The organism is Acidimicrobiia bacterium (genome assembly GCA_035651955.1).
Lineage (GTDB): Bacteria > Actinomycetota > Acidimicrobiia > IMCC26256 > JAMXLJ01 > JAMXLJ01.
This window is the reverse complement of the sequence record DASRES010000089.1, coordinates 1-25336: the sequence shown is the minus strand read 5'-3', so window position 1 is coordinate 25336 and position 25336 is coordinate 1. Positions and strand designations below refer to the sequence as shown.

General features: G+C 71.7%; 22 protein-coding genes and 1 pseudogene. 10 read left to right on the top strand and 13 right to left on the bottom strand.

Going from position 1 to position 25336, the window contains the following annotated elements; all coding sequences use genetic code 11:
- The 3 genes from VFC33_19670 to VFC33_19660 are packed head-to-tail and all read right to left on the bottom strand — an operon-like array spanning position 1 to position 3395.
- A complete protein-coding gene (locus VFC33_19670) occupies positions 1-1155 on the bottom strand; it encodes a sulfotransferase (protein ID HZR15463.1) in 1155 nt (384 codons plus the stop codon).
- Positions 1152-2219 carry a zinc-binding dehydrogenase gene (locus VFC33_19665; protein ID HZR15462.1) on the bottom strand — a complete coding sequence of 356 codons (1068 nt, stop codon included), beginning with the start codon at positions 2217-2219 and terminating at the stop codon, positions 1152-1154. Before VFC33_19665 ends, VFC33_19670 begins: the two co-directional genes overlap by 4 nt.
- A gap of 6 nt (positions 2220-2225) precedes the next feature.
- Positions 2226-3395 carry a sulfotransferase gene (locus VFC33_19660; GenBank protein HZR15461.1) on the bottom strand — a complete coding sequence of 390 codons (1170 nt, stop codon included), beginning with the start codon at positions 3393-3395 and terminating at the stop codon, positions 2226-2228.
- Positions 3396-3474: 79 nt separating this feature from the next.
- On the opposite strand from VFC33_19660, the gene VFC33_19655 reads away from it, so the two are divergent.
- Positions 3475-4701, top strand: coding sequence for a cytochrome P450 (locus VFC33_19655; GenBank protein ID HZR15460.1), 1227 nt, complete (start codon positions 3475-3477; stop codon positions 4699-4701).
- 45 nt (positions 4702-4746) lie between these two features.
- Here VFC33_19655 and VFC33_19650 read toward each other — a convergent pair whose 3' ends face one another.
- Complete coding sequence (locus VFC33_19650) at positions 4747-5907, bottom strand: acetyl-CoA hydrolase/transferase C-terminal domain-containing protein (GenBank protein ID HZR15459.1); 1161 nt, start codon at positions 5905-5907, stop codon at positions 4747-4749.
- A gap of 104 nt (positions 5908-6011) precedes the next feature.
- Between VFC33_19650 and VFC33_19645 the strand changes: the two genes are divergently transcribed.
- Genes VFC33_19645 through VFC33_19635 form a run of 3 tightly spaced genes read left to right on the top strand, consistent with a single transcriptional unit; the run spans position 6012 to position 9992 of the window.
- Positions 6012-6770 (top strand): SDR family oxidoreductase, encoded by a 759-nt coding sequence (locus VFC33_19645; protein HZR15458.1) that lies wholly within the window; start codon positions 6012-6014, stop codon positions 6768-6770.
- Positions 6771-6776: 6 nt separating this feature from the next.
- Complete coding sequence (locus VFC33_19640) at positions 6777-7793, top strand: hypothetical protein (protein ID HZR15457.1); 1017 nt, start codon at positions 6777-6779, stop codon at positions 7791-7793.
- 42 nt (positions 7794-7835) lie between these two features.
- Entirely contained in the window at positions 7836-9992 is a 2157-nt protein-coding gene (locus VFC33_19635) for an acyl-CoA dehydrogenase (GenBank protein HZR15456.1), read from the top strand.
- A 60-nt stretch (positions 9993-10052) separates the two neighbouring features.
- On the opposite strand, the gene VFC33_19630 is transcribed toward VFC33_19635, so the two are convergent.
- Positions 10053-11240, bottom strand: a complete 1188-nt coding sequence (locus VFC33_19630; GenBank protein ID HZR15455.1) for an acetyl-CoA C-acyltransferase — start codon at positions 11238-11240, stop codon at positions 10053-10055.
- A 135-nt stretch (positions 11241-11375) separates the two neighbouring features.
- Complete coding sequence (locus tag VFC33_19625) at positions 11376-12221, bottom strand: ERCC4 domain-containing protein (GenBank protein ID HZR15454.1); 846 nt, start codon at positions 12219-12221, stop codon at positions 11376-11378.
- A 127-nt stretch (positions 12222-12348) separates the two neighbouring features.
- Between VFC33_19625 and VFC33_19620 the strand changes: the two genes are divergently transcribed.
- On the top strand, positions 12349-13743 hold the full coding sequence (locus tag VFC33_19620) for a hypothetical protein (protein ID HZR15453.1): 1395 nt from the start codon (positions 12349-12351) through the stop codon (positions 13741-13743).
- Positions 13744-13811: 68 nt separating this feature from the next.
- On the opposite strand, the pseudogene VFC33_19615 reads toward VFC33_19620, so the two are convergent.
- From VFC33_19615 to VFC33_19595, 5 genes and pseudogenes are all read right to left on the bottom strand, one after another.
- Positions 13812-13994, bottom strand: a pseudogene (locus VFC33_19615) (VOC family protein).
- Between the two features lie 11 nt (positions 13995-14005).
- Complete coding sequence (locus VFC33_19610; GenBank protein HZR15452.1) at positions 14006-15082, bottom strand: amidohydrolase family protein; 1077 nt, start codon at positions 15080-15082, stop codon at positions 14006-14008.
- Positions 15079-15786, bottom strand: coding sequence for a hypothetical protein (locus VFC33_19605; GenBank protein ID HZR15451.1), 708 nt, complete (start codon positions 15784-15786; stop codon positions 15079-15081). Before VFC33_19605 ends, VFC33_19610 begins: the two co-directional genes overlap by 4 nt.
- Positions 15783-17108, bottom strand: a complete 1326-nt coding sequence (locus VFC33_19600; protein ID HZR15450.1) for a phenylacetate--CoA ligase family protein — start codon at positions 17106-17108, stop codon at positions 15783-15785. The genes VFC33_19605 and VFC33_19600 overlap by 4 nt, the downstream gene beginning before the upstream one ends.
- Positions 17101-17667 carry a DUF2889 domain-containing protein gene (locus VFC33_19595; protein ID HZR15449.1) on the bottom strand — a complete coding sequence of 189 codons (567 nt, stop codon included), beginning with the start codon at positions 17665-17667 and terminating at the stop codon, positions 17101-17103. The genes VFC33_19600 and VFC33_19595 overlap by 8 nt, the downstream gene beginning before the upstream one ends.
- 23 nt (positions 17668-17690) lie before the next feature.
- Between VFC33_19595 and VFC33_19590 the strand changes: the two genes are divergently transcribed.
- From VFC33_19590 to VFC33_19570, 5 genes are all read left to right on the top strand, one after another.
- On the top strand, positions 17691-18272 hold the full coding sequence (locus VFC33_19590; GenBank protein ID HZR15448.1) for a TetR/AcrR family transcriptional regulator: 582 nt from the start codon (positions 17691-17693) through the stop codon (positions 18270-18272).
- Positions 18269-19825 (top strand): AMP-binding protein, encoded by a 1557-nt coding sequence (locus VFC33_19585; protein HZR15447.1) that lies wholly within the window; start codon positions 18269-18271, stop codon positions 19823-19825. Before VFC33_19590 ends, VFC33_19585 begins: the two co-directional genes overlap by 4 nt.
- Positions 19822-21093: a thiolase gene (locus VFC33_19580; protein ID HZR15446.1), complete on the top strand. Its 1272-nt coding sequence runs from the start codon at positions 19822-19824 to the stop codon at positions 21091-21093. Before VFC33_19585 ends, VFC33_19580 begins: the two co-directional genes overlap by 4 nt.
- Positions 21093-21521: a Zn-ribbon domain-containing OB-fold protein gene (locus VFC33_19575; GenBank protein ID HZR15445.1), complete on the top strand. Its 429-nt coding sequence runs from the start codon at positions 21093-21095 to the stop codon at positions 21519-21521. The genes VFC33_19580 and VFC33_19575 overlap by 1 nt, the downstream gene beginning before the upstream one ends.
- A gap of 136 nt (positions 21522-21657) precedes the next feature.
- Positions 21658-23037 (top strand): FAD-binding oxidoreductase, encoded by a 1380-nt coding sequence (locus VFC33_19570; GenBank protein ID HZR15444.1) that lies wholly within the window; start codon positions 21658-21660, stop codon positions 23035-23037.
- Between the two features lie 40 nt (positions 23038-23077).
- Here VFC33_19570 and VFC33_19565 read toward each other — a convergent pair whose 3' ends face one another.
- Positions 23078-24700: an NAD(P)/FAD-dependent oxidoreductase gene (locus VFC33_19565; GenBank protein ID HZR15443.1), complete on the bottom strand. Its 1623-nt coding sequence runs from the start codon at positions 24698-24700 to the stop codon at positions 23078-23080.
- Positions 24697-25293 (bottom strand): TetR/AcrR family transcriptional regulator, encoded by a 597-nt coding sequence (locus VFC33_19560; GenBank protein HZR15442.1) that lies wholly within the window; start codon positions 25291-25293, stop codon positions 24697-24699. The genes VFC33_19565 and VFC33_19560 overlap by 4 nt, the downstream gene beginning before the upstream one ends.
- Between the last annotated feature and the right edge of the window lie 43 nt (positions 25294-25336).

The window sequence follows — 25336 nt, the reverse complement described above, 5'->3', positions numbered from 1 at the left end:
CTACGGGACTCGCTCGTGCGGGATGCCGTGACGCTCGCGGTACGGGGCGAAGCGCTCCTCGAGCGTCACGGGGTCCAGCCCGAGGTCCTCGAGCCGGTACGCATGCGTCCCGTGCTTGCCCTGACGGTTGTCAGACGCGTACCGGGCCATTGCGGCGGCGGCATCGCCGCTCAGCTCCTCGTCGAAGTGCTCGTAGATCGCACGTACGGTGCCGACCGGATCGCGCACGAGGTCGACGTACGCGACGTCGTAGAACCGCTCGTCGCCGTGCGCGTCGCGGAACGCGTCGGCGCGCGTCACGATCTGCTCCAGCACGTCCGGCCAATGCGACGCGACGTACGTGCCGTGGTCGGCATCCGAGAACGTGCCCGACAGCGAGCGCACGAGGCTGCACGTCGATGCGACGACGACGACCGGGTCGCGGTGCGTGACGACGAAGCGCGCGTCGGGATACGTGGCGAGGAGAGCGTCGAGCGCGAGGCAGTGGGCCGGGCTCTTCAAGGACCAGCGTCCGGGCGCGTGCGACTGCAGCAGCTGCAGCACCCGCCGGTGGTACTGGTACGCCGACGTGTAGTCGCAGTGCGCGAGCCACTCGCCGTACGACGGCACGTTGGCGACGGTCTCCCACAGCACGGCCTTGAAGTCCTGCGCGAAGACCGAGACGCACTCGGTCGGCCCGTCCGGCGCCTCGTAGTGCACCGCCTTGAACCCGGGATTGAGCGCGTCGAGCATCGTCTGCGACTCACGCGTCGCCGCGATGCGCGGGTCGGTCGTGAACGTCGCGCGCTCCGGCGGTGGGACGCTGTCCTGAGCCTCCCACCGCATGAGCGACCGGTTGTCAGCGTCCTGGTCGAGCAGGTAGCTGAGGAACGTCGTGCCGGTGCGCGGGAGGCCGAGCACGAACAACGGCCTCGCCACGCGCTCGCGCTCGACGTCCGGGTGATGCGCGATCCAGTCCGTCACCCGGAGACGATTGCTCAGGTTGGTCACGATCTGCGCGTCGAGCGCCGCCTGCCCGATCTCGTTGAGACGGGCCTCGTCGTCGAGCGACGCGACGTACACGTCGAGTCCCTCGCGGAACGAGTCGTCGCCGAAGTCGTCGAGACCGGTGGCGGCGCACGCCGCGTCGAGCAGCGCGTCGGCGTGCGCGCTCACGCGGCCTCGGGATCGACGACCACCACCGTGCGGCCCGTCGTCCGGCGGTCCGCCATCGCTTCGATCGCGGCCGGGATCTCGTCGAAACCCACGACCTTTCCGACGACCGGTCGCACGGCACCGTCGCGCACGAGCCGGATCACGTCCGTCATGATCTGCGCGCCGAGGCGTGCGGGCGGCAGGTTCCAGCCCAGCGCGGTCTTCACGAGCCCGGCGCGGTCGTCGTCCGCGTAGGACAGCAGGACGCCGCACAGCTTCATGTTCCCGAGCGCGATGCGGCGCGGGACGAGGAACTGCTCGTCTGCCACCGCCTTGTTCGACGCGAACCCCATCATCACGTAGCGGCCGTTGTACGCGAGCGCGTTCATCGACTGCTCCATGACCGCCTCGCCGACGTTGTCGAACACGACGTCGACGCCGCGGCCACCGGTCTCGCGCAGCACGACCGGTGCGAAGTCGTTCGCCGTGTAGTCGATCGCGAGGTCGGCACCCAGCTCACGACACAACGCGACCTTCTCGGGCCCACCGGCCGCCGCGAACACGCGTGCACCGGCGTGCTTCGCGAGCTGGACCGCCGCCGACCCGGCGCCGCCCGCCGCCGCGTGGATCAACACGGACTCGCCCTTCTCGAGGCCGGCGCGGTCGAACAGCCCGAGCCACGCGAGATGGAACGGGAAGAAGAGCGCGGCCGCGCCGGGGAGCGCGATGTCGTCCGGCATGGGAAACGTCCCGACGACCGGGCAGATCGCGTGCTCGGCGAAGCCACCGGTCGCGCCTTTCGCGATCGCGACGACGCGGCGGCCGTGCCACGCGTCGTCCACGCCCTCACCGCACGCATCGACGACGCCCATCACCTCCATCCCCGGGATCGCGGGCAGCTCCGGGCGCACCATCATGTTGCCGCCGGTGATGCGCTCGAGGTCGTTGAGGTTGAGCGGCACCGCGTGCACGCGGACGCGCACCTCGCCCGCCTCCGGATCCGGGATCGGCACGGTGTCGAGCGACAGCGCGTCACGCGGCGCGCCGTACGCGTGCGTCCGCCAGGCGCGCATGGTGTCCGGCATCGGCTGCTACTCCGGTGCGAGGTCGAAGTGCGCGATGTACTCGGAGAACTCCTCGCGCACCTTCTCGGGAACGACGCCGAACTGCTCGGGCGTGTACGCGTGCACGCCGTGCTTGCCCTGCGGGTTGTCGTCGATGAACGCGCGCATCCGGTCGGCGGCCGCGCCGCTCATGGGAAGAGCGAGCGCATCGTAGATCTGCTCCACGACGCCGAACTGGTCGCGCACGAACTCGCGGAAGAACATGTCGTGGAAGCGCGCGTCGGGATGATCCCTCCGGCGGGCGTCGACGGCGCGCATCAACACCTTGCGCAGACGCGCCGTCCAGTCGTCGGCGATCTCGAAGCGGTCGACGTCGTCGCTCCCCTTCGAACGGACGAGCGTCGTCAGGCTCGCGTACGAGGTCATCGACTCGACGGGATCACGGTGGGTGAACACGATCCGCGCGTCCGGGTACCGCGCGAGGAGCGCGTCGATGGCCCACATGTGTGCGCCGGTCTTCAGGATCCACCGGTCGCCGGGGTTGTGCCACTGCAGGTGCTGCAGCTGCCGCTCGTGGAACGCGTACACGTGCGACCAGTCGGCGTCGTCGTCGACCCAGTCCTGGTACGTCGGGACGCGGAACTGGTTGTGGAACAACGGCGTGCACATCGCCTCGCCCATCATGACGACGCACTCCTGCGAGAGCGTCGCGCCCATCGGGTGCATCGCCTTGAACGCGCGCGCGTGGTCGTCCTCCTCGGCGACGGAAGGGAACGTCGCGGCGCAGCGCACGATCCGGGGGTCTGTATGGAACGTCGTGGCTTCCGGCGGCGGGGACGGGAACATCACCTCCCACGTCATCGGGGCGCGATTCGCCGGGTCCTGGGCGAGGATGTCGTGGAGGATCGTCGTGCCGGTCCGGGGCAGCCCGACGATGAACACCGGCTTCACGATGCGCTCACCCGCGATCGCGGGGAACCGCTTGCGGTCGTCGACGTACTGCAACCGGTTGACGGTATGGAGGAGCGCGCGCTCGCGCGCGATGACCCGCCCGAGGTCGTTCAGCCGCGCCTCGCGCTCGAGCGACTCGAGGAACAGCGCGAACGGCTCGACGAACGGTCCCGGCCCGAGATCTTCGAGGCCCCCCGCACGGCGCCGCGCCTCCGCGAGGAGCGGGTCGAGCTCCAGGTCGATCACGGGCGGACCGTACTGCGCGCGCGACGCGTCGCGCGGCGTGCGAAGCTCGTGGGTGATCGCGTGACCCCCGGGAGAGACGATGACCGAGACCACCGACGACGCGCCCGACGCGACGGCCGTGAGCGAGCTGACCCCCGACGCCCTCGGCGTCATGGTCGACCTCGCCGATCCGCAACCGCGGTACCTCGCGATGATCGAGCAGGGCGGGTTCGTCGAGCCGATGGACGGGTTCGCGATGAGCTTCGACCGCTCGATCACCGAGCACGTCCTCCGCCATCACGAGCTGTTCTCGTCGCGCGTCGAGATGAAGCTGGGGAACGTCCGCCCGCTGATCCCGTTGAACGTCGACCCGCCCCAGCACGCGAAGTACCGGAAGCTGCTCGACCCGCTGTTCGCGCCGAAGCGGATGGATGCGCAGGAGGAGGACATCACCCGCCGCGTCGACGCGCTCCTCGACGACTTCGTGGACGACGGCGAGTGCAACTTCACCGAGCAGTTCGCGGAGATCCTCCCGAGCTCGGTGTTCCTCGGGTTGATGGGCCTGCCCGAGGAGGAGCTGCGCATGTTCCTGCGCATGCGCGACGGGATCCTCCACCCGGAGAAGCTCGAGCCGGACGCGCTGCTCGATCCCGACGCGCGCGCCGCGGTCATGGACCGGACCGGTCAGGAGATCTACGACTACTTCGGCGCGCTCGTTGACGCACGGCGCGCGCATCCGACGGACGACGTGATCTCGGGGTTCGTCACGGCGGAGATCGACGGCGAGCGGCTGACGCGCGAGGACGTGCTCGACATCTGCTTCCTGTTCCTCATCGCCGGGCTCGACACCGTGAGCGACTCGCTCACGTGCATGTACGCGTTCCTCGCGACGCACCCGGACCACCGCCGCCAGATCGCGACCGACCTGTCGTGCATCCCGACCGCGGTGGAGGAGCTGTTGCGCTGGGAGTCACCGGTCCCGGCCGGCGTGCCGCGCGTCGCGACGCGCGACACCGAGCTCCCGAACGGCGCGAAGGTCGCCGAGGGCACCGCGGTGATGGTGATGTACGGCGCGGCGAACGTCGACCCGAAGGAGTTCCCCGACGGGTTCGAGGTGCGCTTCGACCGGAAGGTCAACCGTCACATCGCCTTCGGTGGTGGGGTCCACCGCTGTCTCGGGTCGCACCTTGCGCGCCGTGAGCTGCGCATCGCGTTGCGCGAATGGCACCGGCGCATCCCCGACTACTGGATCAAGCCCGGGCACGAGCAGCTCGAGTACCCGCCCGGCCTCCGCCACGTGAAGGACCTCGTGCTCACCTGGCGTTGAGGCGGACGTCCGACACCGCACGGGGAACGCGACCGCGACCAGGTGCTACGTCGAACTCCGTGCGAGCCCCGCACGGTGCTGCGGTGCCGCGACCGCAACCATGCGCGCGGCGCGCTCGTCGTCGGTCCGATCGCGGAGGTCGGCGACGCCGTGCTCGGTGACGACGAGGTCGACGTCGCAACGCGGCGTGGAGACGACGTCGACGCGTGGCACGATCGTCGAGTTGCCACGACGGTCGGTCGATCGCAGCGCGATCACCGACATCCCGCCTCGTGACCGCGACGCGGCCGCGCAGAAGTCGGCGTGGCCGCCGATGCCCGCGACGACGCGCGTCCCGACGCGTTCGACGTTCACCGCGCCGTCGAGCCCGACCTGCAACGCGGTGTTGCACGCGACGAACCGTTCGATCGCGCCGACGCCGCTGACGTCGTGCGTCGTCTCGACCGGCTCGAGCCGGAGGCGGCCCGCGCGCGCGAGGTCGACGATCGCGTCGTCGCCCCACACGTAGCCCGCGACCGCAGTGCCGGCGAGGAGCCCGCGTTGTGCGAGCACGGCGGTCGACTCGGTCAGGAGCCCGGAGAAGACGCGGACGGGACGTTCGATCCCCGCGACGATCGCCTCCGCGATGCCGCCGGGACCGAGCTGGATCGTCGCGTCGTCGGGCAGCAGGGCAGCGACGCGACGACCGATCGCGAGGTCGACGTCGTCGCACGCGCGTGGTGCGGCCGCCGTTGCACCGCCCTCGCGCTCGACGACCGCGACGACGTCGCCCTCGATCAGCGGCGCGCCCAGGTCGGGCGTGCCTGCGTCGACCTCGACCACCACGCGCCGCGCCGCCCGCGTCGCCGCCGGACCCCAACCGACCGTCCCGCGGTAGGCGAGGCGTGTGCCGCGCCGGACCCCGGTCACGACCGCGACGTCGGGCGCGGCCTGCGCCACGAGTTGCGGCACGACGGAGAGCCTCGTCGGCACGTACCGGAGGCGGCCGTCGCGCACGGCCGACGCGAGCGCGTAGCCGGCCATGACGGTCGTGCCGCGCAACGCGTCGGACGCGAGCCACGGACGGTCCTCGGGCGTCCACCCGAGCAGCACGTCGAGCTCGACCTCGGCGAAGCCGGCGAGCCGTGCCGCGGCGCGCGGCGCGACCCGCGCAGAGTCCGCGCCGTCCGGGTACGCGATCAGCGGTCGCTGCCGTGCGTCCGTCACCTCGTTCGCCATCTCGATCCGCCGCGTGCTTCCATGCTCCCCGCTCGGGTCGCGACCGCGGCCGCACACTCTTGCATTCGCACGATCGCACCGGGGGTGGTGGGGTGGACATCGAGGGGAAGAAGGCCGTCGTCGTCGGCGGCGCGTCGGGCATGGCACGCGCCACCGCGGAGGTCCTGCATGAGAAGGGCGCGTCGATCGCGATCCTCGACCTGCCCAGCTCGGCCGGCGACGAGGTCGCATCCGCGCTCGACGGCACCTTTCATGCTGTCGACGTCATGGACGACGACGGCGTCGAACGCGCGATCGCCGACGCGGTCGGGAAGCTCGGGGGTCTCCACATCGCGGTGAACACCGCCGGCGGGGGCATCGCGATGCGGACGCTGACCAAGAACGGACCGCACCCGATCGCCGACTTCCGGCGCGTGATCGAGCTCAACCTGATCGCGACGTTCAACCTCAACCGGCTCCAGGCCGACGCGATGGCGAGGAACGAGCCCGAGGACGGCGAGCGGGGCGTCATCATCGACACCGCGTCGATCGCCGCCTTCGAGGGGCAGATCGGCCAGGTCGCGTACACCGCGGCGAAGGCCGGCATCGCGGGGATGGTGTTCACGATGGCACGCGATCTCGGCAGCCTGGGCATCCGCGCGGTCGCGATCGCGCCGAGCCTCTTCAGCACCGGCATCACGAAGGGCATCCCCGACGAGTTCGCCGACGCGCTCACCAAGGATGCCGCGTTTCCGAAGCGCATGGGTCGGCCCGAGGAGTACGCGCGTCTGGCCGTCGCGATCGTCGAGACGCCAATGCTGAACGGCTCCACGATCCGGCTCGACGCGGGGCAGCGCTTCGCGCCGAAGTAGCAGCACGTGCCCATCCGCGCGCTCGACCTCCAGGTCGACGTCACCGACGCCGCCGGGCTCGACGAGCCCGCGCGCGTCGCGATGACGGTCACGCTGCCCGACGAGCTCGCGCCGCAGCCCGTCCTCTGCTTCGCGAAGCCGGGCGGCGGCTACTCACGCGGGTACTACACCGAGGCCCTTCCCGGTCCCGGGTCGGGCGCGCAGGCGACCTGGCACGCGGAGCGGGGCTGGGTGTTCGTGTCGGTCGACCATCTCGGCGTCGGGGGCAGCACCGTTCACCACGATCCCGACCGCCTGTCGTTCGCACCCGTCGTCGCGGCCAACCACGCGGCCGAGCAGCACGTGCTCGACCGTCTCCGCGACGGGACGCTCGCGGACGGTTTCCCGCGCGTCACGGACGCGTTGCTGCTCGGCATCGGGCAGTCGATGGGCGGCGCGTTCACCGTCCTGCAGCAGGGCCGCTTCCATGCCTACGACGGCATCGCCGTGCTCGGCTACAGCGTCGTGCACACCGAGCCACCGAGCCGGCCGGGCGAACCGCCGATCGTCATGCCGTGGATCCCGCGCGACGCGTCGCCGTCGTCGGGGATCGTGACCAACGCACCGGCGCTCGCCGACGCGCCCCCGGCCGCGCTCGACGCGATGGCGTGGGGGTTCCACTTCGACGACGTGGACGCCGAAGTCGTCCGGCGCGACCTCGACGACTTCCCGACCCGCCACGGCGACCCCCCGCCGTGGGCGTCGAGCACCGTGCCGGGCGCCGCCGCGATCCAGTGCCTGGCACCCGGTGCGACCGCGCCCGAGGCCGCCGCGGTCCGCTGCCCGGTGCTCGTCGCGGTCGGGGAGCGCGACGTCGTGCCCGACCCGCGCGGCGAGGTGCGCGCGTACCTGTCGAGCCCGTCCGTGGACCTCTTCGTCTGCCCGCGCATGGCGCACATGCACAACTTCGGGGGCACCCGCGAGCTGCTGTGGCGGCGCATCGGCGCGTGGGCCGCCTGGGCCGCCACGGTCAGGAGCACGTAACGTCTCGTCGCTCGCGACGGGCAGGAGAAGGGGTCTGGACCGATGTCGATCGCGATCACCGACGACCACCGCGCGCTCGCCGACACCGCGTCGGACTTCCTGCGGAAGCACGACGCGCGCGGCGCCGCGCGCGCCCTCCTCGAAGCCGACGAGGAAGGGTTGCCGCCGTTCTGGGACGAGCTGCGCCGCCTCGGGTGGCTCGGCCTGCACCTCCCGGAGGACCACGGCGGCTCGGGCTTCGGCATCCCCGAGCTCGCGGTCGTCGTGGAGGAGCTCGGCCGCGCGGTCGCGCCCGGACCGTTCGTGCCCACGGTCGTCGCGAGCACGGTGATCGAGGCGACGGCGCCCGACGACCTGAAGGCGCAGCTGCTGCCGGGTCTCGCGGACGGGTCGCGCGCGGCGGCCGTCGCGCTCGGCGGCGACGTCGAGGTGCGCGCCGGTGCGGCGACCGGCGCGGCAGGCGTCGTGATCGGCGGTGGTCTCGCGGACGTTCTCGTGGTCGCGGCCGGCGACGACGTCGCGATCGTCGAGCGCGACCGCGGCGGCGTGAAGATCGAGGTGCCGAAGAACCTCGACCCGACGCGCCGGTCGGCTCGTGTGACGCTCGACGGCGCGCCGGCGACCGTCATCCCCGGCGCGCGTGGTGTGCTCGTCGACCTCGCTCGGCTCCTGTTCGCGGCCGAGGCCACCGGCGTGGCGCGCGAGTGCACGGAGCTCGCGGCCCAGTACGCGAAGGACCGGCAGCAGTTCGGCCGGCCGATCGCGATGTTCCAGGCGGTCAAGCACCACTGCGCCAACATGCTCGTCGCGACGGAGCTCGCGACCGCGGCCGTGTGGGACGGCGCGCGCGCGGCGTCGACCGGCGGCGACCAGCTCTCCTTGACGGCCGCGATGGCCGCGACGCTCGCGATGCCCGCGGCCGACGAGTGCGCCAACCTCAACATCCAGGTGCACGGTGGCATCGGTTTCACCTGGGAGCACGACGCGCACCTGTACCTCCGGCGTGCGACCGCGATCGCGTCCGTCGTCGACGCCGACGAAGCCGCGCAGGACGTGACGGCACTGGTGCGCGGTGGCGTGCGTCGCGAGCGCTCGGTCGACCTGCCGCCCGAGGCCGAGCCGATCCGCGACGAGGTCCGCGCGTTCGTCGGGCGCGTCCGCGATCTCGACGAGAGCGCGCGGCGCGCGGCGATGATCGACGCGGGATACGTGATGCCGCACTGGCCCAAGCCGTGGGGTCGCGACGCCGGCGCGATCGAGCAGCTCGTGATCGAGCAGGAGTTCGCGGCCGCGGGCGTCAAGCGGCCGCAGTACGGCATCACCGGTTGGGTGATCCTCACGCTGATCCAGCACGCCACCGAGGACCAGGTCGCGCGCTGGGTGCCACCCGCGCTGAACCAGGACGTCATCTGGTGCCAGCTCTTCAGCGAGCCGGACGCCGGATCCGACGCTGCGGGCATCAAGACGCGCGGCACCAGGGTCGAGGGCGGCTGGCTCGTCAACGGGCAGAAGGTGTGGACGAGCGGCGCGCACGTCGCCCGTTACGGGTTCGCGACCGTGCGCACGAACCCGGACGCGCCGAAGCACGCGGGCATCACGACGATGGTGATCGACATGGAAGCCGACGGCGTCGAGGTGCGCCCGCTGCGCATGATCACGGGGAACTCCGACTTCAACGAGGTGTTCTTCAACGACGTGTTCGTCCCCGACGACGACGTCGTCGGACCGATCGACGGCGGTTGGACCGTCGCCCGTGCGACGCTCGGCAACGAGAGCGTCAGCATCGGCGGCGGGCAGGGCGGCATGGGCATGCCGGCGGACGCGCTCGTTCCGCCGCTCGACGCACACCCGGACCGTCTCCCCGGCGGCGCGTCGCGCGTCGGCCGTTACGTCGCGAGCTCGCAGGCGATCGACCTGCTCAACCTGCGGAGCGCGCACCGCGCCGTCGCCGGCGGCGGACCGGGGCCCGAGGGCAACGTCACGAAGCTCGTCCTGTCGGAGAACGGGCACGAGGCGGCCGCGATCCTCGCGGAGCTGACCGGTCCGGACACCGCGTTCCTCGACGGGGTCAGCGCGATCACCGGCACCCTCGTGCTCATGCATCGCGCGATGTCGATCGCGGGTGGGACGTCCGAGATCAAGCGCAACCAGATCGGCGAGCGCATCCTCGGCCTCCCCCGCGACCCGCTGATCAAGTAGCGCACGTGACGAAGATGCGGCACTGAGCACCGGAATCCGGTGCTCAGTGCCGCATCTCTATCAGGCGACGCGCTGGAGCAGCGTTCCGGTCCCGAGTCCGCCGCCGCAGCACATCGTGACGAGCGCGTGCTCGCCGCCTCCGCGCTCGAGCTCGTGCAGCGCCTTCGTCACGAGGATGCAGCCCGTCGCGCCGAGCGGGTGGCCGAGCGCGATGGCGCCGCCGTTCGGATTCACCTTCCCGAGGTCCGGGTCGTAGGTCTTCGCCCACGCGAGCACGACCGACGCGAACGCCTCGTTGATCTCGACGACGTCCAGGTCGCCGATCGTCAGGCCTGCGCGGTCGAGGACGCGCTTCGTCGCCGGGATCGGTCCCTCGAGCATCAGGACGGGATCGCAGCCGACCAGGCACGTCGCGAGCACGCGCGCACGAGCGCGCACGCCGAGCGCGTCGGCGGTCTCGCGCGCCATGACGAGCACCGCGGCCGCGCCGTCGGCGATCTGCGAGCTCGATCCCGCGGTGTGGATGCCGTCGGCACGCGCGACGGGCTTGAGGCCGGCGAGTGCCTCCTTGCTCGTCTCGCGCGGCACCTCGTCGACCGCGAACGTCACGGTCTCGTCGAGCCGCGCGCCGTCCTCGCTGACGCGCGTCGCCTCGATCGGGACGATCTGCGTCTCGAAACGTCCCTCGTCGCGTGCGCGACGCGCGCGCAGCTGTGACTCGAGTCCGAGCGCGTCGGTGTCGTCGCGTGTGATGCCGTACTTCTCGGCGATCCGCTCCGCGCCCTCGAACTGCGACGTGTACTCGTAGTGCGCGCGGTAGGTCCGGTTGACGGGCTTGCCATGACCCGCCTTCGCGCCGTCGAGCGCGTTCGCACCGATCGGCACCGTCGTCATGTTCTCGACGCCACACGCGAGCGCGACGTCCTCGACGCCCGACGCGACGAGGGTCACCGCGAGGTTGAACGCCTGCTGCGACGAGCCGCACTGACTGTCGATCGTCGTCGCGGCCACGGACTCGGGGAGCCCGGCCGCGAGCCAGGCCGTCCGCGTGATGTTCGCGGCCTGGGCACCCACCTGGTCGATGCAGCCGCCGACGACTTGGCCGACGCGCTCGGGGTCGACGCCCGCTCGCGCCAGCACCGCCTGCTGGACGGGCGCCAGCATGTCGATCGGGTGCGTCGCGGCGAGCGTCCCGTTCCTGCGCCCGACCGCGGTGCGGGCGGCCTCGACAACGACGACTTCGCGCATGATCGGCTCCTCGGAACGGTCGGTCACGAGTGGGGGGTGCTCCATCGTGGCGCGCGGGCTCGGGCGCCGCCGATCCGCGCCGGTCGCCGTCGTCCCGCGTCCTCGCGGGATGGCGTGACCGCGACTTCGTGGCGGTCACGCGTCCGAGAGCGGCGGGGTGTCGAGCGCGGCGGCCCGCGCGTCGCCGTGCGTCTCCTCCACACGGTGGGCGAGCGCGGCGCCGAGGAAGCGGTAGGTCCACTCCTCGGCCAGCGCGCGCGTCTCGCAAAAGACGATCGGCACGGTCGGGAACCGGACCTGCATCTCGGCGAGACCGTCGGCGACGATCGACGGGCGCACGCGCTCGAGCTTGAACACCGACGACCACCGGTCCTCGACGACGAGCGCGGCGCGCGGGACGACGGCGAGATCGGCGAGCACGTAGCGCAGCTTCCCGGTCGTCAACGTCGAGACGAGATCGGCGAGGCTCTTGCGTTCGACGGTCGCGAGGATCGTGTCGCCGTCCATCACCGCGTAGTCGCCTGCGGGCAGTGCGCGACGGCGTGTCGTCGCCTGCTGGCGCCGGAACGTCCATGCGTAGCGCTCGTGGCTGTCGACGACGATGTCGAGGACGTACCCGGCGGCGCGGCGAGTCGGCAGCGCGACCGCGGGCCGCGCCTGCTTGGTCGTGCGCGCGCTCTGCCAGAAGATGACCTCGCGACCACGTGCGCGCGCGAACACGAACTGCGAGCGATTCTCGCGGGAACGGGCGAGCACGAGGTCGATGGCCGCGCCACGCCGGACGCACGAGCGCACGGGCACGCGCTCGACGACCTCCAGCCCGTCTGCCGGCCACTCGTCGGCGCGGTGGCAGTACACCTTGCTCGTCCGCGGCCACGTGTCGCGCGCCTTCAGCGCGACGCCGCGAGGGCCGAGCGGCAAGCGGAGCAGGAACGGCAACGACGACGTCTCGTCCGGGTTCCGCGCGATCACGAACTCCATCCGCGGCCCATTCTTGCCGACCGCTCGTCCGGCGAGGTGCTTGCTCGGCGCGTCCCCAGGGTGTAGCCCGGTGCCCACTCTCGACCGGCGGTGGGACCGGTTGGCACGGTTCGGCAGGGAGGTTCCCGTGCGCAAGCTCTTGCTCGTCGGCGCGCTCGTCGCGCTCATCGGCGCCCTGGCCGGGTGCAAGGCGGTCGTCACGCCGCAGGCACCGGTCGGCTGGTTCTTCTACAACGAGAGCCCGAGCGGCGGTCACGCCACCGGGGTCTTCGTCAACGGGCCCGCGACGCCGCCCGCAGGACGGGGCAGCGCGTTGCTGACCGTCGACGCGACCGGCCGCGAGGACATCGCGACGGGCTCGTACTCGGGGACCGCCCTGTCGTCGATCACCGCGCTGAAGTACTCGACGTACCAGGCGTTCACCGGATCCTCGAACGAGACGCCGGCGCTCGAGTTCGACGTCGACTACGACTCGAGCGACGAGAACACGACGTACCAGGGCCGGCTCGTGTTCGTACCCGCGCGGGCCGGGTCCGTGCTCGGGAACACGTGGCAGACCTGGGACACGATGACGGGAGCAGCGGCGTGGTACTCGTCGGGCACCCCGATCGTCGCCGGCACCTCCCAGTCGCCGATCTGCACGCAGGGTTCGTATTGCACGTGGTCGCAGGTGATGAACGCCTACCCCCACGCGACGATCCGCCCGACGGTGAACGGGGTGCCCGGTCTGCTCATGGTGCGGGCGGGTGGACCTGTCACGAACGGTCTCGTCGCGGCGACCGACAACGTCGTGATCGGGATCGGCACCAACACCATCGAGAACAACTTCGAGCCCGGTGACGGGCACGTCACCGTGAACACGGCCAACGCGTCCAGCCTCGGCTTCGGGTTCGTGAACGACAACCAGAGCGGAACGGTCAGCGGGTCGTTCGTCACCGGACCGAACGGATCGGACGGCGCGGGCAGCGCGCAACTCCAGGTCGACGGGACCGGTGGTGAAGCCCTCGCGACCGGGATCTACGCGGGCACCCGGTTCGACCAGCTCCAGTTCCTGTCGTACAAGACGTTCTCCCAGGCGTCCGCCGGCAACGCCACGACGTTGCAGTTCGACACCGACTACGACACGACCGACGGCAGCACCGGCTTCCAGGGTCGCGTCGTGTTCGAGCCGAGCCTGGCCAACCAGGGGGCCGTCACCGACGACGTGTGGCAGACGTGGAACCCGTTGAGCGCGCCGTCCGGGTGGTGGCAGACCGGGACGCCGATCGTCGGCGGTGTCGCGCAGGCGAAGCAGTGCACCGAGGCGCAGCCGTGCTCCTTCGCGGCGCTGAAGGCCGCGTACCCGAACGCCGCGATCCGCGGCATCACGAACCAGAGCAACGGTCAGCCCGTCGGCGGTGGCATCTGGCTCAAGGCCGGCAGCGGTTGGAGCAGCGGCTACACCGGCAACGTCGACTCGCTGACCGTCGCCGTGAACGTCGGTGGCGTGAACGGCACGGCGACGTACGACTTCGAGCCGTAGGGCGCGCCGGTCACGTACATGACGTCGAGTGGGGTGGTCCCGCGGGACCACCCCATGCGACGCGTGACTCAGCAGCAGCCGCCGTCGCAGACGCAGAGCTCGTTGCCCTCGGGATCGGTCATGACGACCCAGTGGCCGCCGTGCTCCTCGCGCACCTCGTCGTCGACCCGCCGCGCGCCGAGCTCCTCGAGCCGCGCCACCTCGGCCGGGACGTCGCGCGTGTGCACGTCGAGGTGCATCCGGTTCTTCCCGGGCCACCTCCTCACAGCTTTGCGAGGTCGAACCCGAAGACGTCGGCGGCGGTCCCACCCACGATCGCGCGCAGCTCGTCGTCGGGCACGTCGGCGAACTGCTTCGCGGCGACGTCCTGCGAGCCGGGCCACGTGCCCTCGGGGTGCGGATAGTCGTTGCCCCACAGCAGCGTCTCGACGCCCGTCAGGTGGCGGTTGTTGATCGCGATCGGGTCGTACATGAACGTCGCGTAGCACTGCCGGCGGATGAGCTCGCTCGGCTTGAGCGACAGCTTCGGTCGCGCGAACGCGGCGTGGTCCTCGTAGATCGCGTCCGCCTGGGTCATGATCCAGCCGAGCCACGCCGCGCCCGTCTCGACCGTCACGACGCGCAGCGACGGGAACCGGTCCAGCGCGCCGCCCGCGGCGAGCATCAGCAGCACGGTCGGCCCGTCGAGCTGCGCGCCGAGCAGGTAGTTGATCACCGCGCCGCCCGGGCCGCGGACGATCCGGGGCTCGTACCCCGTGCCGGAGTGAAACGTCACGGGGAGCCCGAGCTCCTCCGCCACGGCCCAGAACCGGTCGTACTCGGCGTCGTTGTACGGGCGTTGCGGGACGCGCGCGGGGAGGAACAGCGCGCGGCACCCGGCCGACGCGAGCCCGCGCGCGATCCGGACCGCGTCGTCGAGGTCGAGCATCGGGACGAGACCGACGGGCAGCACGCGATGCTCACCGCCGAGCGCGTCCATCGCCCACTCGTTGTACGCCTGGCACAACGCGGCCTGCAGCGCGGGATCGTCGGACGCGAAGCAGGCCTGGAGCGCGAACGTCGGGAACACGACCTCCGCGCGCACACCGTCCCGTTCCTGGTCCGCACGGCGGCTCGCGGTGTCGACGTCACCGATGACCGCGTTGGCGAGGGCGCTCGCCGGCATGAGCTTGCGCGGGCCGAGGCCCTCGACGAGCAGCGTGCGCCACCCGTCCTGCTCGACGATGCGCGGCACCCGTTCGCGCAGTGCCGACGGAACGCCCGCCTCGTAGAGCGTGATCGGCTCGGTCACGTGCGAGTCCGTGGAGACGAACAGCATGTCCCGGTACGTCTGGGTCATCCGTCCACGGCCTCCTCCGCGCGCACACGCGGCTCGTCGCTCCCGCACGCGCAGGGCTCCAGGACGACGTCGCCGCGCACCCCGGTCACGAACCGGTCGCACGCCGTCAGCCGGGGCGTGAGGCTCGTCAGCAGCAACGCACCTGCATCGCCGCGTTCGACGCGCCACCGCGTCGCGTCGACGTGGAGCCCGTCGCGCACCTCGCACTCGAACACGCTCGTCGGGCCGAGCATCCTCCACCGGAAGGGCGCGAGACCGGCATCGCGCAGCGCGCGCCACGCGTCGGCGTCGGCCGCGACGACGACCGGAACCGACGCGAACACGTCGCGCAGCTCGCGACCGAGCTCGCGCAGCCCGCTCACCACTGCGCCGTTCACACCGATCACCGCGCGCGGCTCGACCTGGCGGATCATCGCCGCGGTCCGGAACGCGTCGAACTCGGTCGCGTCGGTCGACGAGTACCGCGCGCCGAGCGCGTTGACGGCCTGCTCGAGCGGGAACACGTGGATCGCCTGCGACAGCAGCGAGCAGAGCACGACGACGTCACCCTCCCGGACGCCGAGACGGGCGAGCGCGCGCGACTGCGACGTCGTCTCGTCCTCGACGTCGGCCGCGCTGACCGGCCAGGGCAAGGCCTCGCCGCCCACGACGACCCGACCGACGCCCCACACGTCCGGCGGCGGCATCCGCGTCGTCGCGCTCACCGGCGCGCCACCCGCGGGATCTTGTGCGGCGGCCCCTGCCGAAGGAGCTCCTCGTTCGGGACGAGCTCGACGTCCGGCTGCACGCCGACGGTGCGGTGCACCGAGTCGACGACGCGCGTCCGCAGGTCGTCGAGCCCGCGCGGTCCCTCGCTCGCGTACCCGACCCGCAACCGCAGGCGGTCCACCTCGCGCCCGGGCCGGATCACCTGGAACAGCGCCGCCGCGGTCTCGGGGACCGCTTCGATCGCCGGCCACACGTCGCCCGGGAGCACGGACATGCCGTCGACGAGCAGCTCGTCGCTCTTGCGTCCGATCGGCCACATGCGCGCGTGCGTCCGACCGCATGCGCACCGGTCGCGCGTGACGCGCACGAGGTCGTCGGAGCGGTAGCGCACCAGCGGCGCGATCTTGTCGACGAGCGTCGTGCCGACGAGCTCGCCGCGCTCGCCGTCGCGCACGGGCTGGTCGCCGTCGGGGTCGAGCACCTCGACCAAGGCCATGTCCTCCCAGATGTGGCAGCCGTCGTGCTCGCGGCACTCGGTCGCCGCGCCGACGTCGGCGACGCCGGTGTGCACGAAGAAGCTCACGCCCCAGCCCTCGAGCAGCGAGCGCGCACGTGCACCGAGCGGCTCACCCGCGTAGACCACGCCCTTGTAGCTGGCGAACAGGTCGACCGGGTCGATGCCCATCGCGGGTGCCATCTGGTCGAGCGCGAGGATCAGTGGCGTCGACATCGTGTACCACCCCGTCGGGCGGAGCTCGCGGCTGAACCGGTAGACGGTCGGGAAGTCGAACGGGCTGTGGTCGGCGAAGACCGGCGTCGCGCCGATGCCGCGGATCGTGTGGTGGATGCCCGGCCCGCGGTACGTGAACAGCATCTCGACGAAGTGGTCACCCGGCCGGCAGCCCATCTCCCAGAACTCGCGCGTCAGGATGCTCGGGCCCGAGGTGACGGACGGGACGAGCGTCGGGTCGCCCGTCGTGCCCGAGGTCGAGAACACCGCGGTGAACGGACCGCCGGCCCGCAGCGGGTCGACGCACAGCAGGCCGCCGTAGCGATCGCCGCCGACGTCGCGGAAGCGCCGGATCGCGTCCTTGTCGACGAACGGGACCTTCTCGCGGAAGTCGTCCATCGTCTTCACGTCGTCGATCGTGACGCCCGCGGCGTCCCACGTCGAGCGGACGAGCGGTGAGCGCGCGTACGCCCACGGCAACAGGTCCCCGAGGAGCTTCTCCTCCTGCAGGGCCTCGAGCCGGTCGCGCGGCATCGTCTCCGCGTCCGGCTCGAAGTAGCGGTCCGTCGCCACCGGCGCGTCAGTCATCGCGCATCGTGCCCGGGTAGATCGGGCTCGGCGCGATCCCGCGGCCCGACTCCATCCACGTCGCGAGCGCGCCACCGCGACGCCACCCGGCGCAGATCCCGGTGCGGTGGTCGTCCGCGGGCATGACCGGGATGCGGCCGTGCTCGCGCTCGTGGGCGCGCAACGTGATGTAGCCGTGGAACAACGACGCGATCGAGAGGTCCGAGATCAGCGAGCCGAGGTGCGTGCACCCCGCCTCGCCCTGCAACCGGTCGAGCGCCTCGTTGGTGAAGCCGGGACGCAGCCGGAGCCCGACCAGCCGCCCGATGTTCGCGGGCGCGTCGAAGCACTCCGCGTACGGCAGGTGGATCGGGTCGGCGCGAGCGTCGGTGACGATCATCGACGTCCGGTCGACGGCGAGCTCGACGCGGTACTCGTGCAGCACGAGCGCGTCGCGGTCGGGATCGGTGTACGTGTCCCGCAGGTGCGCGCGGACACGGAGGACATCCCCCTCGAACCAGAAGCCGACCGCCTTCTCGCGCTGCATGCTCTCGGGCGGGAGGTCGAGGTCGATCGCCACGACGCGCTAGCGTAACCGATGTTATGGAAGCGCGCGACCAGCTCCTCGCGACGACGTTGCACCTGCTCGCGGAGCGTGGCTACGCGGCGCTCGGCCTGCGGGACGTCGCGGCGGAGGTGGGGGTCACGACCGGGTCGATCTACCACCACTTCGACTCGAAGGAGGACCTCGTCCGCTCGGCCGTCGAGCACTACGCGAGCCGCGTGCTCGACGAACAGCGGGCGATGCTGCGCAGCGACGCGAGTGCCACGGCGCGGCTGTGGTCGGTCGTCGACTGGCTGGTCCCCGAGGCCGACCCAGGCTGGCAGCGCGACTTCAGCCTCGTGCTCAACGTCGAGCTGCGGAAGCTGCCCGGCTTCGAGGACCTGTACGCGCGCTTCCGCCGGTCGTTCTTCCGCCTCGTCCGCGAGCCGATCCGCGACGGCATCGCGACGGGCGAGCTGTCGCTGCCGGAGGGAGCGTCGATCGAGGACGTCGTCGCGCTGGTCATCGCGGGCGTCGTCGGGATCCTCCAGATGCAGGCGCACGGCGCGGTGCGCGTGCCGGTCGACCGGCTGCTGCGCCTTCACATGGCGACCGTGCTCGGCAGCCTCCGGCGGGCGTGACCGTGGACCGGCTGCACTCCCTGACGCTCGGCGACGTGCTGGCGCAACACCGTCGCAGCCGTCCGCGCGCGACCGCGGTCGTGTGCGGGGCGCACCGCGCCACGTGGCCCGCGCTGGACGAGCGTGTGACGCGCCTCGCCGGTGCCCTCGACGGGGCCGGCGTCGGTCCGGGAGAGCGCGTGCTCTGGCTCGGCCAGAACTGCCACCGCGTGCTCGAGCTGCTCCTGGCGTGCGCCCGGGTCGGTGCCGCGTTCTGTCCCGCGAATTGGCGCCAGAGCGGGGAGGAGCTCGCGTTCGTCGTCGACGACTGCCGGCCGCGGGTCGTCGTGTGGCAGGAGACCGAGATCGGCGACGCGGTCCGCGCGGCACGCGAGCAGGCGACGCACGCCGCCGAGGCCCAGTGGATCCGTCACGACACGGAGCCCGGCGATCCGTGTGGCTACGAGACGTTCGTGGGGAGCGCCGACCCGCTGCCCGAGCGCGACGTCGACCCGTCGTCACCGGTCCTGATGATGTACACGGGCGCGTTCGGCGGACGGCCGAACGGCGCGTTGCTCAGCCACGACGCGATCACCGCGCAGGACATGGTCATCGCGAACGTCGCCCGCGTCACCTCGGACGACGTGTTCCTCAACTCGGGGCCGCTCTTCCACATCGCGACGTTCTGGTCGACGCTCACGACGTTCCACATGGGCGGGACGAACGTGTTCGTGCGACGTGTGGAGGCCGAGGAGCTGTGCCGGCTGATCGACGCGGAACGCTGCACGGGCGCGTTCGTCCTCCCACCGACGCGCGACGAGATGGTCGAGGTCAACCGCGACGGTCGCTACGACCTGTCGTCGTTGCGCGTGGCGCCGGGCCCGGCGGCGTGGAACGCGATGGTCACGGCCGACACGAGCCCGTGGTGGACGAGCCCGGGCGGGTACGGGCAGACCGAGGTCGTCGGCATGGTGACGTTCAACTGCCTCGGCGGCGACGCGCTCGGGACGCACGGTCGCCCGTCGCCGCTCGCGCAGGTGCGCATCTTCGACGAGGACGATCACGAGCTCGCGCCCGGCGACGTGGGCGAGATCGTCGTGCGCGGCCCGCAGGTCATGACGGGCTACCACGACCGTGCCGACGTGAACGCGGCGCGGCAACGCGGCGGCTGGCACCACACGGGCGACCTGGGCCGGGTCGAGGACGACGGGTCGATCACGTTCATCGGGCCCAAGGCGCGCATGCTGAAGTCCGCGGCCGAGAACATCTATCCCGTCGAGGTCGAGCGGTGCCTGGCCGAGCATCCCGCGGTGCGCGAGGCAGCCGTGATCGGCGTGCCGGACCCGGTGTGGACGCAGAGCGTCAAGGCGGTCGTCGCCCTGCACGACGGCGCGACCGTCACCGCCGACGAGCTGATCGAGCACTGCCGCGCACGCATCGCGTCGTACAAGAAGCCGCGCACCGTGGAGTTCGTCGACGCGCTCCCGCGTGCCGGGTTCGCGGTCGACTACGACGCGCTCGACCGTCGCTTCGGGGGCGGCGGCTATCCCGGAGGGAGCAACCGCAGCGCATGACGATCAAGGACCGCACCGCGATCGTGGGGGTCGGCGCGTCGCAGTACTTCCGGCGCGGTCGGTCGCTCCCGCAGACGCAGCTCGAGCTCGTGGGCAAGGCCATCCTCGCCGCGCTCGACGACGCCGGATTGCGCGTCGAGGACGTCGACGGCTTCGGGCTCTACAGCTTCGGGCTCGACCCCGCGCTGGTCGCGCAGACGCTCGGCATCCCCGAGGTCCGCTTCGCCGGCATGTTGACCGGCGGCGGGGGCGGCGCGGCGGGGTCGGTCGGGCTCGCGTCGGCCGCGATCGTGGCGGGCATGGCCGAGGTCGTCGTCAGCTACATGGTCCTGCAGCAGGCCGGGCTGCGCCGGTTCGGTGCGTCGTTCGCGGGGAGCGCGGGTGGTGGTGGCTCGTACTCGGCGCCGCCGTCACCGGAGGGGGACTTCGTGCGTCCCGCCGGTCTGCTCGGGCCCGGCCAGATGTTCTCGATCCTCGCCCGGCGCCACATGCACCTGTACGGCACGACGCGCGAGCACTTCGCCGAGGTCGCGATCTCGACACGTGCCAACGCGGTCCCGCGCGAGACGGCGTTGATGCGCACGCCGCTCACGCTCGACGACTACTTCGACGCGCGGATGATCTCCGATCCGCTGTGCCTCTACGACTACTGCCTCGAGTGTGACGGCGCGGTCGCCGTGGTGACGACCACCGTCGAGCGCGCGCGCGACCTCCGGCGGCCGCCCGTCCTCGTCAGCGCGAGCGCGAACGGTGGGAACGGTCGGTGGGGTCAGGCGATCACATGGATGAACATGGACGACGAGTACTTCGCGTCGTCCGGTCACCGTCCCGTCGCGAAGCGGCTGTACGAGATGGCCGGGATGACCCCCGACGACGTCGACGTCGCGGAGCTGTACGACCACTTCACGCCGATGGTCCTCATGCAGCTCGAGGACTACGGGTTCTGCCCGGTCGGCGAGAGCGGTCCGTTCGTCGCCGACGGCAACATCCGGTTCGGGTCCGGCTCGCTGCCCGTCAACACGCACGGCGGGAACCTCTCGGAGGCGTACATCATCGGGATGACGCACGTGAAGGAGGCGGTGGAGCAATTGCGCGGCGACGCGGTCAACCAGGTCGAGGACGCGCGCGTCGCACTCGTGACGGGCGGCCCGGCGTCGATACCGGTGAGCTCGTTGCTGTTGCGGAGCGAGCGAGCGAGCGGTAGCGAGCGGAAGCGGGGCCCGAACGGCCCGCGCCTCGGGCGCAAGAGCGGGGAGCAGCGCGCGTGATGCGGCCCGACGGCGCGGTCCCGCGCGAGCTCGCGGTGCTCACCCCCGACTCGTGGACCGAGCCGTTCTGGGTCGCGGCCGCGCAGCACCGGCTCGTCGTGCCGCGTTGCACGCGCTGCGGGACGTACCGGATGCCACCGAGCCCGTTCTGCTACGCGTGCCGCGCGCAGGACGTCGAGTGGGTCGAGCAGGACGGCACCGGTCGCGTCTACAGCTTCACCGTCATCCGTCACGCGGTCGTCCCGTTGATGCGCGACTCGTTGCCATACGTCGTCGCGGTCGTCGAGCTCGCCGACGCCGGCGGTGTGCGCCTCGTCGCGAACCTGGTCGGCGTGGACCCGTCGGCGGTCGAGATCGGCATGCCGGTCACGGTCGTGTGGGACGACGTCGACGAAGGCGTCGCCGTCCCGAGGTTCACGCCGGCCTGAAGATGCGGCACTGACGCTCGGAAAGCGGGCGTGAGCGCCGCATCGTCACGGTCAGACGGCGGTCAGCGCGCTTGCGGGACGGGACGAACGGGTGGAAGCTGCTCGCTCGGCGGCGGCGGCGGCGAGGAGGCCGATCATGGGCAGGACGACGGCTCGTTTCGACGTTCCCGGGTTCCGGGGGACGCTGATGCACCCGGGCGACGGCGGCTACGACGAGGCACGCAAGCTCTTCAACGCGATGATCGACCGACGGCCGGCGGTCATCGCGCGCTGCACGTGTGCGGAGGACGTCGCCGCGGCGGTGAAGCTCGCGCGCGACAACGAGCTTCCGCTCGCGGTGCACGGCGGCGGCCACGGTGTCACCGGGGCGGCGATGTGCGACGACGGCGTCGTCGTCGACCTGCGCGGCATGAAGGGCATCGACGTCGACGCGGGCGCGCGCCGCGTCCGCGCCGAGGCGGGACTCACCTGGGGTGAGTTCGACGCCGCGACGCAGGCCCACGGGCTCGCGTGCACCGGCGGGCGCGTCACGACGACCGGCATCTCCGGTCTCGCGCTGGGCAGCGGCAGTGGATGGCTCGAGCGCAAGCTCGGCCTGGTGTGCGACAACCTGCTCGAGGCCGAGGTCGTCACCGCCGACGGGCGCATCGTCACGGCATCGGAGGACGAGAACGCCGACCTCTTCTGGGGCCTGCGCGGCGGCGGTGGCAACTTCGGCGTCGTCACCGCGTTCCACCTCCGGCTCCACGAGGTCGGGCCCATCGTCCTCGGCGGCATGCTCGTCTACCCGGCGGAGTCGGGCCGGGAGCTGCTGCGCTTCTACCGCGAGTTCATGCGCGACGCGCGCGACGAGGTCGGCTGCGCGGTCGCGTTCATCTCCGCGCCGCCCGAGGACTTCGTCCCGACCGAGGTGCAGGGGAAGCCGGTGATCGGGGTCGTGTGCTGCTACGCGGGCCCCGTCGAGGACGGCGACGTCGCGTTCAAGCCGCTGCGCGACTTCGGACCACCCGCGCTCGACATGGTGCAGCCGATGCCGTACGTCGCGGTGCAGTCGCTGCTCGACGCCGGCAACCCGAAGGGGCTGCTGAACTACTGGACGGCCGACTTCTACGACGACCTGCCCGACGACGCGATCGACGTCCTCGTGGAGACCGCGACACGCCCCGTCTCACCGTTCTCGCAGGTGGTCGTCATCCCCGGTGGCGGCGCGGTCGCGCGCGTCGACGACGACGCGACCGCGTTCGGCCAGCGACACGCGCGCTTCAACGTGCACTACCTCTCGCTGTGGGACGACCCGGCCGACACCGAACGCAACATCGCGTACACGAAGAGCCTCGCGGGCGCGATGAAGCCGTGGTCGACGGGCGGCGCCTACCTGAACTTCCTCGGCGACGAGGGACAGGGACGCGTCGAGGCCGCGTTCGGGAAGGAGAAGTACGCGCGGCTCCGCGCGCTCAAGAAGCGGTGGGACCCGCAGAACCTCTTCCGGCTGAACCAGAACATCCCGCCCGCGTGAACCGCGTGGACATGCGGCACTGAGTCCCGGATTCCGGGAGTCAGTGCCGCATCTTCGCGGGAGTGAGCGTGAAGCCGCGGTAGCCCTCGGCCGCGACCTCGTCGCACGTCTTCGAGTAGCGGGGCAGGCCGCCGACGTAGGGCATGAACACGCGGGGCTTGCCGGGGACGTTGGCACCCATGTACCAGGAGTTCGCGGTGGGGAAGAGCGTGAAGCTCGCGAGCTCGTTGACGTGGTCGACCCAGGCGTCCTCGGCCTCGACGGTCGCGTCGATCGTGACGATGTCGTGGTCGCGCAGGTACGCGATGCAGTCCGCGATCCAGTCGACGTGCTGCTCGATCGCGACGAGCATGTTGACGAGCACGGAGGGACTGCCCGGACCGGTGACGGTGAACAGGTTCGGGAACCCGGCCGACATCAGACCGAGGTAGGTGCGCGGTCCCGCGGCCCACTTCTCGCGCAGCGACCGGCCGCCGACGCCGCGGACGTCGACGCCCAGGATCGGGCCCGTCATCGCGTCGAACCCCGTCGCGAACACCAACGCGTCGAGCTCGTACTCGCGCTCGCTCGTGCGGACACCGCCGGGGGTGATCGCGACGATCGGGGTCGCGCGGACGTCGACGAGCGTGACGTTCTCCCGGTTGTACGTCGCGTAGTAGCCGCTGTCGAGACACGGCCGCTTCGTGCCGAGCGCGTGGTTGCGCGGTGAGAGGCGCTCGGCGACGTCGGGATCCCTCACGATCGAGCGGATGCGGCGGCGCACGTACTCGGCGGCCGTCTCGTTCGCGTCCCGGTTGACGAGCAGGTCGTTGAACGCGCCGACCATGCCGAACAGCGTCCCCGACTCCCACGCGGCGTCGAAGCGCGCCTCGCGCGCGTCGTCGTCGACGGCGAGCGCGGACTCGGTCGGCGGCGTGACGACGACGCCCGCGTGCGAGACGCGCATCGCCTCGCGGTGCTCGCGGGCGCGCGCCTTGCGCGCCGTGATCGCCTCCGGCGCCAGCGGCCCGTTCTTGGCCGGCATGGTGAAGTTCGGCGTCCGCTGGAACACCGTGAGGTGCGCGGCCTGCTGGGCGATGAGGGGGATCGACTGGATGCCCGACGAGCCCGTGCCGATCACGCCGACGCGCCGGCCGGTGAAGTCGACGCCGTCATGGGGCCACCGACCGGTGTGGTACGTCGGGCCGCGGAACGAGTCGATGCCGTCGATCTCGGGCTGCTTCGCCGCCGAGAGGCACCCGACCGCCATCACGAGGAACCGCGCGCGGACGTGATGGCCGCGGTCGGTTCGGACGTCCCACTCGCGCGTGTCGTCGTCCCAGTGCGCCGCGGTCACGCGCGTCTCGAACGCGATGTCACGACGGAGGTCGAACCGGTCGGCGACGTGGTTCGCGTACCGCAGGATCTCGGGCTGCGTGGCGTACCGCTCCGACCACGTCCACTCCTGCTCGAGATCAGGTGCGAAGCCGTACGAGTAGTCCATCGACTCGACGTCGCAACGCGCGCCGGGGTAGCGGTTCCACCACCACGTCCCGCCGACGTCGGACGCGACCTCGAACCCCTGGACCGTCAGCCCGATCTGCCGGAACCGGTGGTGCGCGTACATCCCGGCGAAGCCCGCGCCGACGACGACGGCGTCCACCGTTCGGGTGGTCTCGCTCACGCGGACGATTCTCGCGCGGTCGTCCGGGAGCCGGCAGCGAGGTGCACCGCCACGAGGCGCGTGATGGCCTCCGGGTCGTCGCCGAGCTGCGCCGGGAGGTTGCCGTTGAGCCACAGCGTCGCGATGCCGTGGACGAGCGCCCATGCCGCGACGCCGTACGTGAGCTGCTCGCGCGACGCGCGCCCCGTGCCGTAGAGCGCGCGCGAGCTCGCGGCGCGCGCCTCCCGCAGCTCGGGGTCGTCGCCGCGCAGCAGCTCGGGCCGGAACATCACCTCGAAGTGGGCGCGGTGCGTCACCGCGAACCGCACGTATGCGACGCCCACGTCGAGGAACGTGCCGCCGCCACGTTCGGCGGCGACGAGCGCGTCGGCCAGCATCCGATAGCCCTGCGCGGCGACGGCGGTCAGCAGCCCGGCCTTGTCCCCGAAGTGGTAGGTCGCGGCGGCGTGCGTGACGCCGGCGCGCCGGGCCACCGCGCGCAGGCTGGTCGAGCCCGGGCCGGACTCGTCGAGGGTCGCGACGGCAGCGTCGACGAGCGCGGGACGCAGCGAGCCGTGGTGATAGGGCCGGACCGGGCCGTCGGTCGTCGTCACGGCGTGAACGCTAGCGGAGATCTTTCCATTGACAAGATCATGC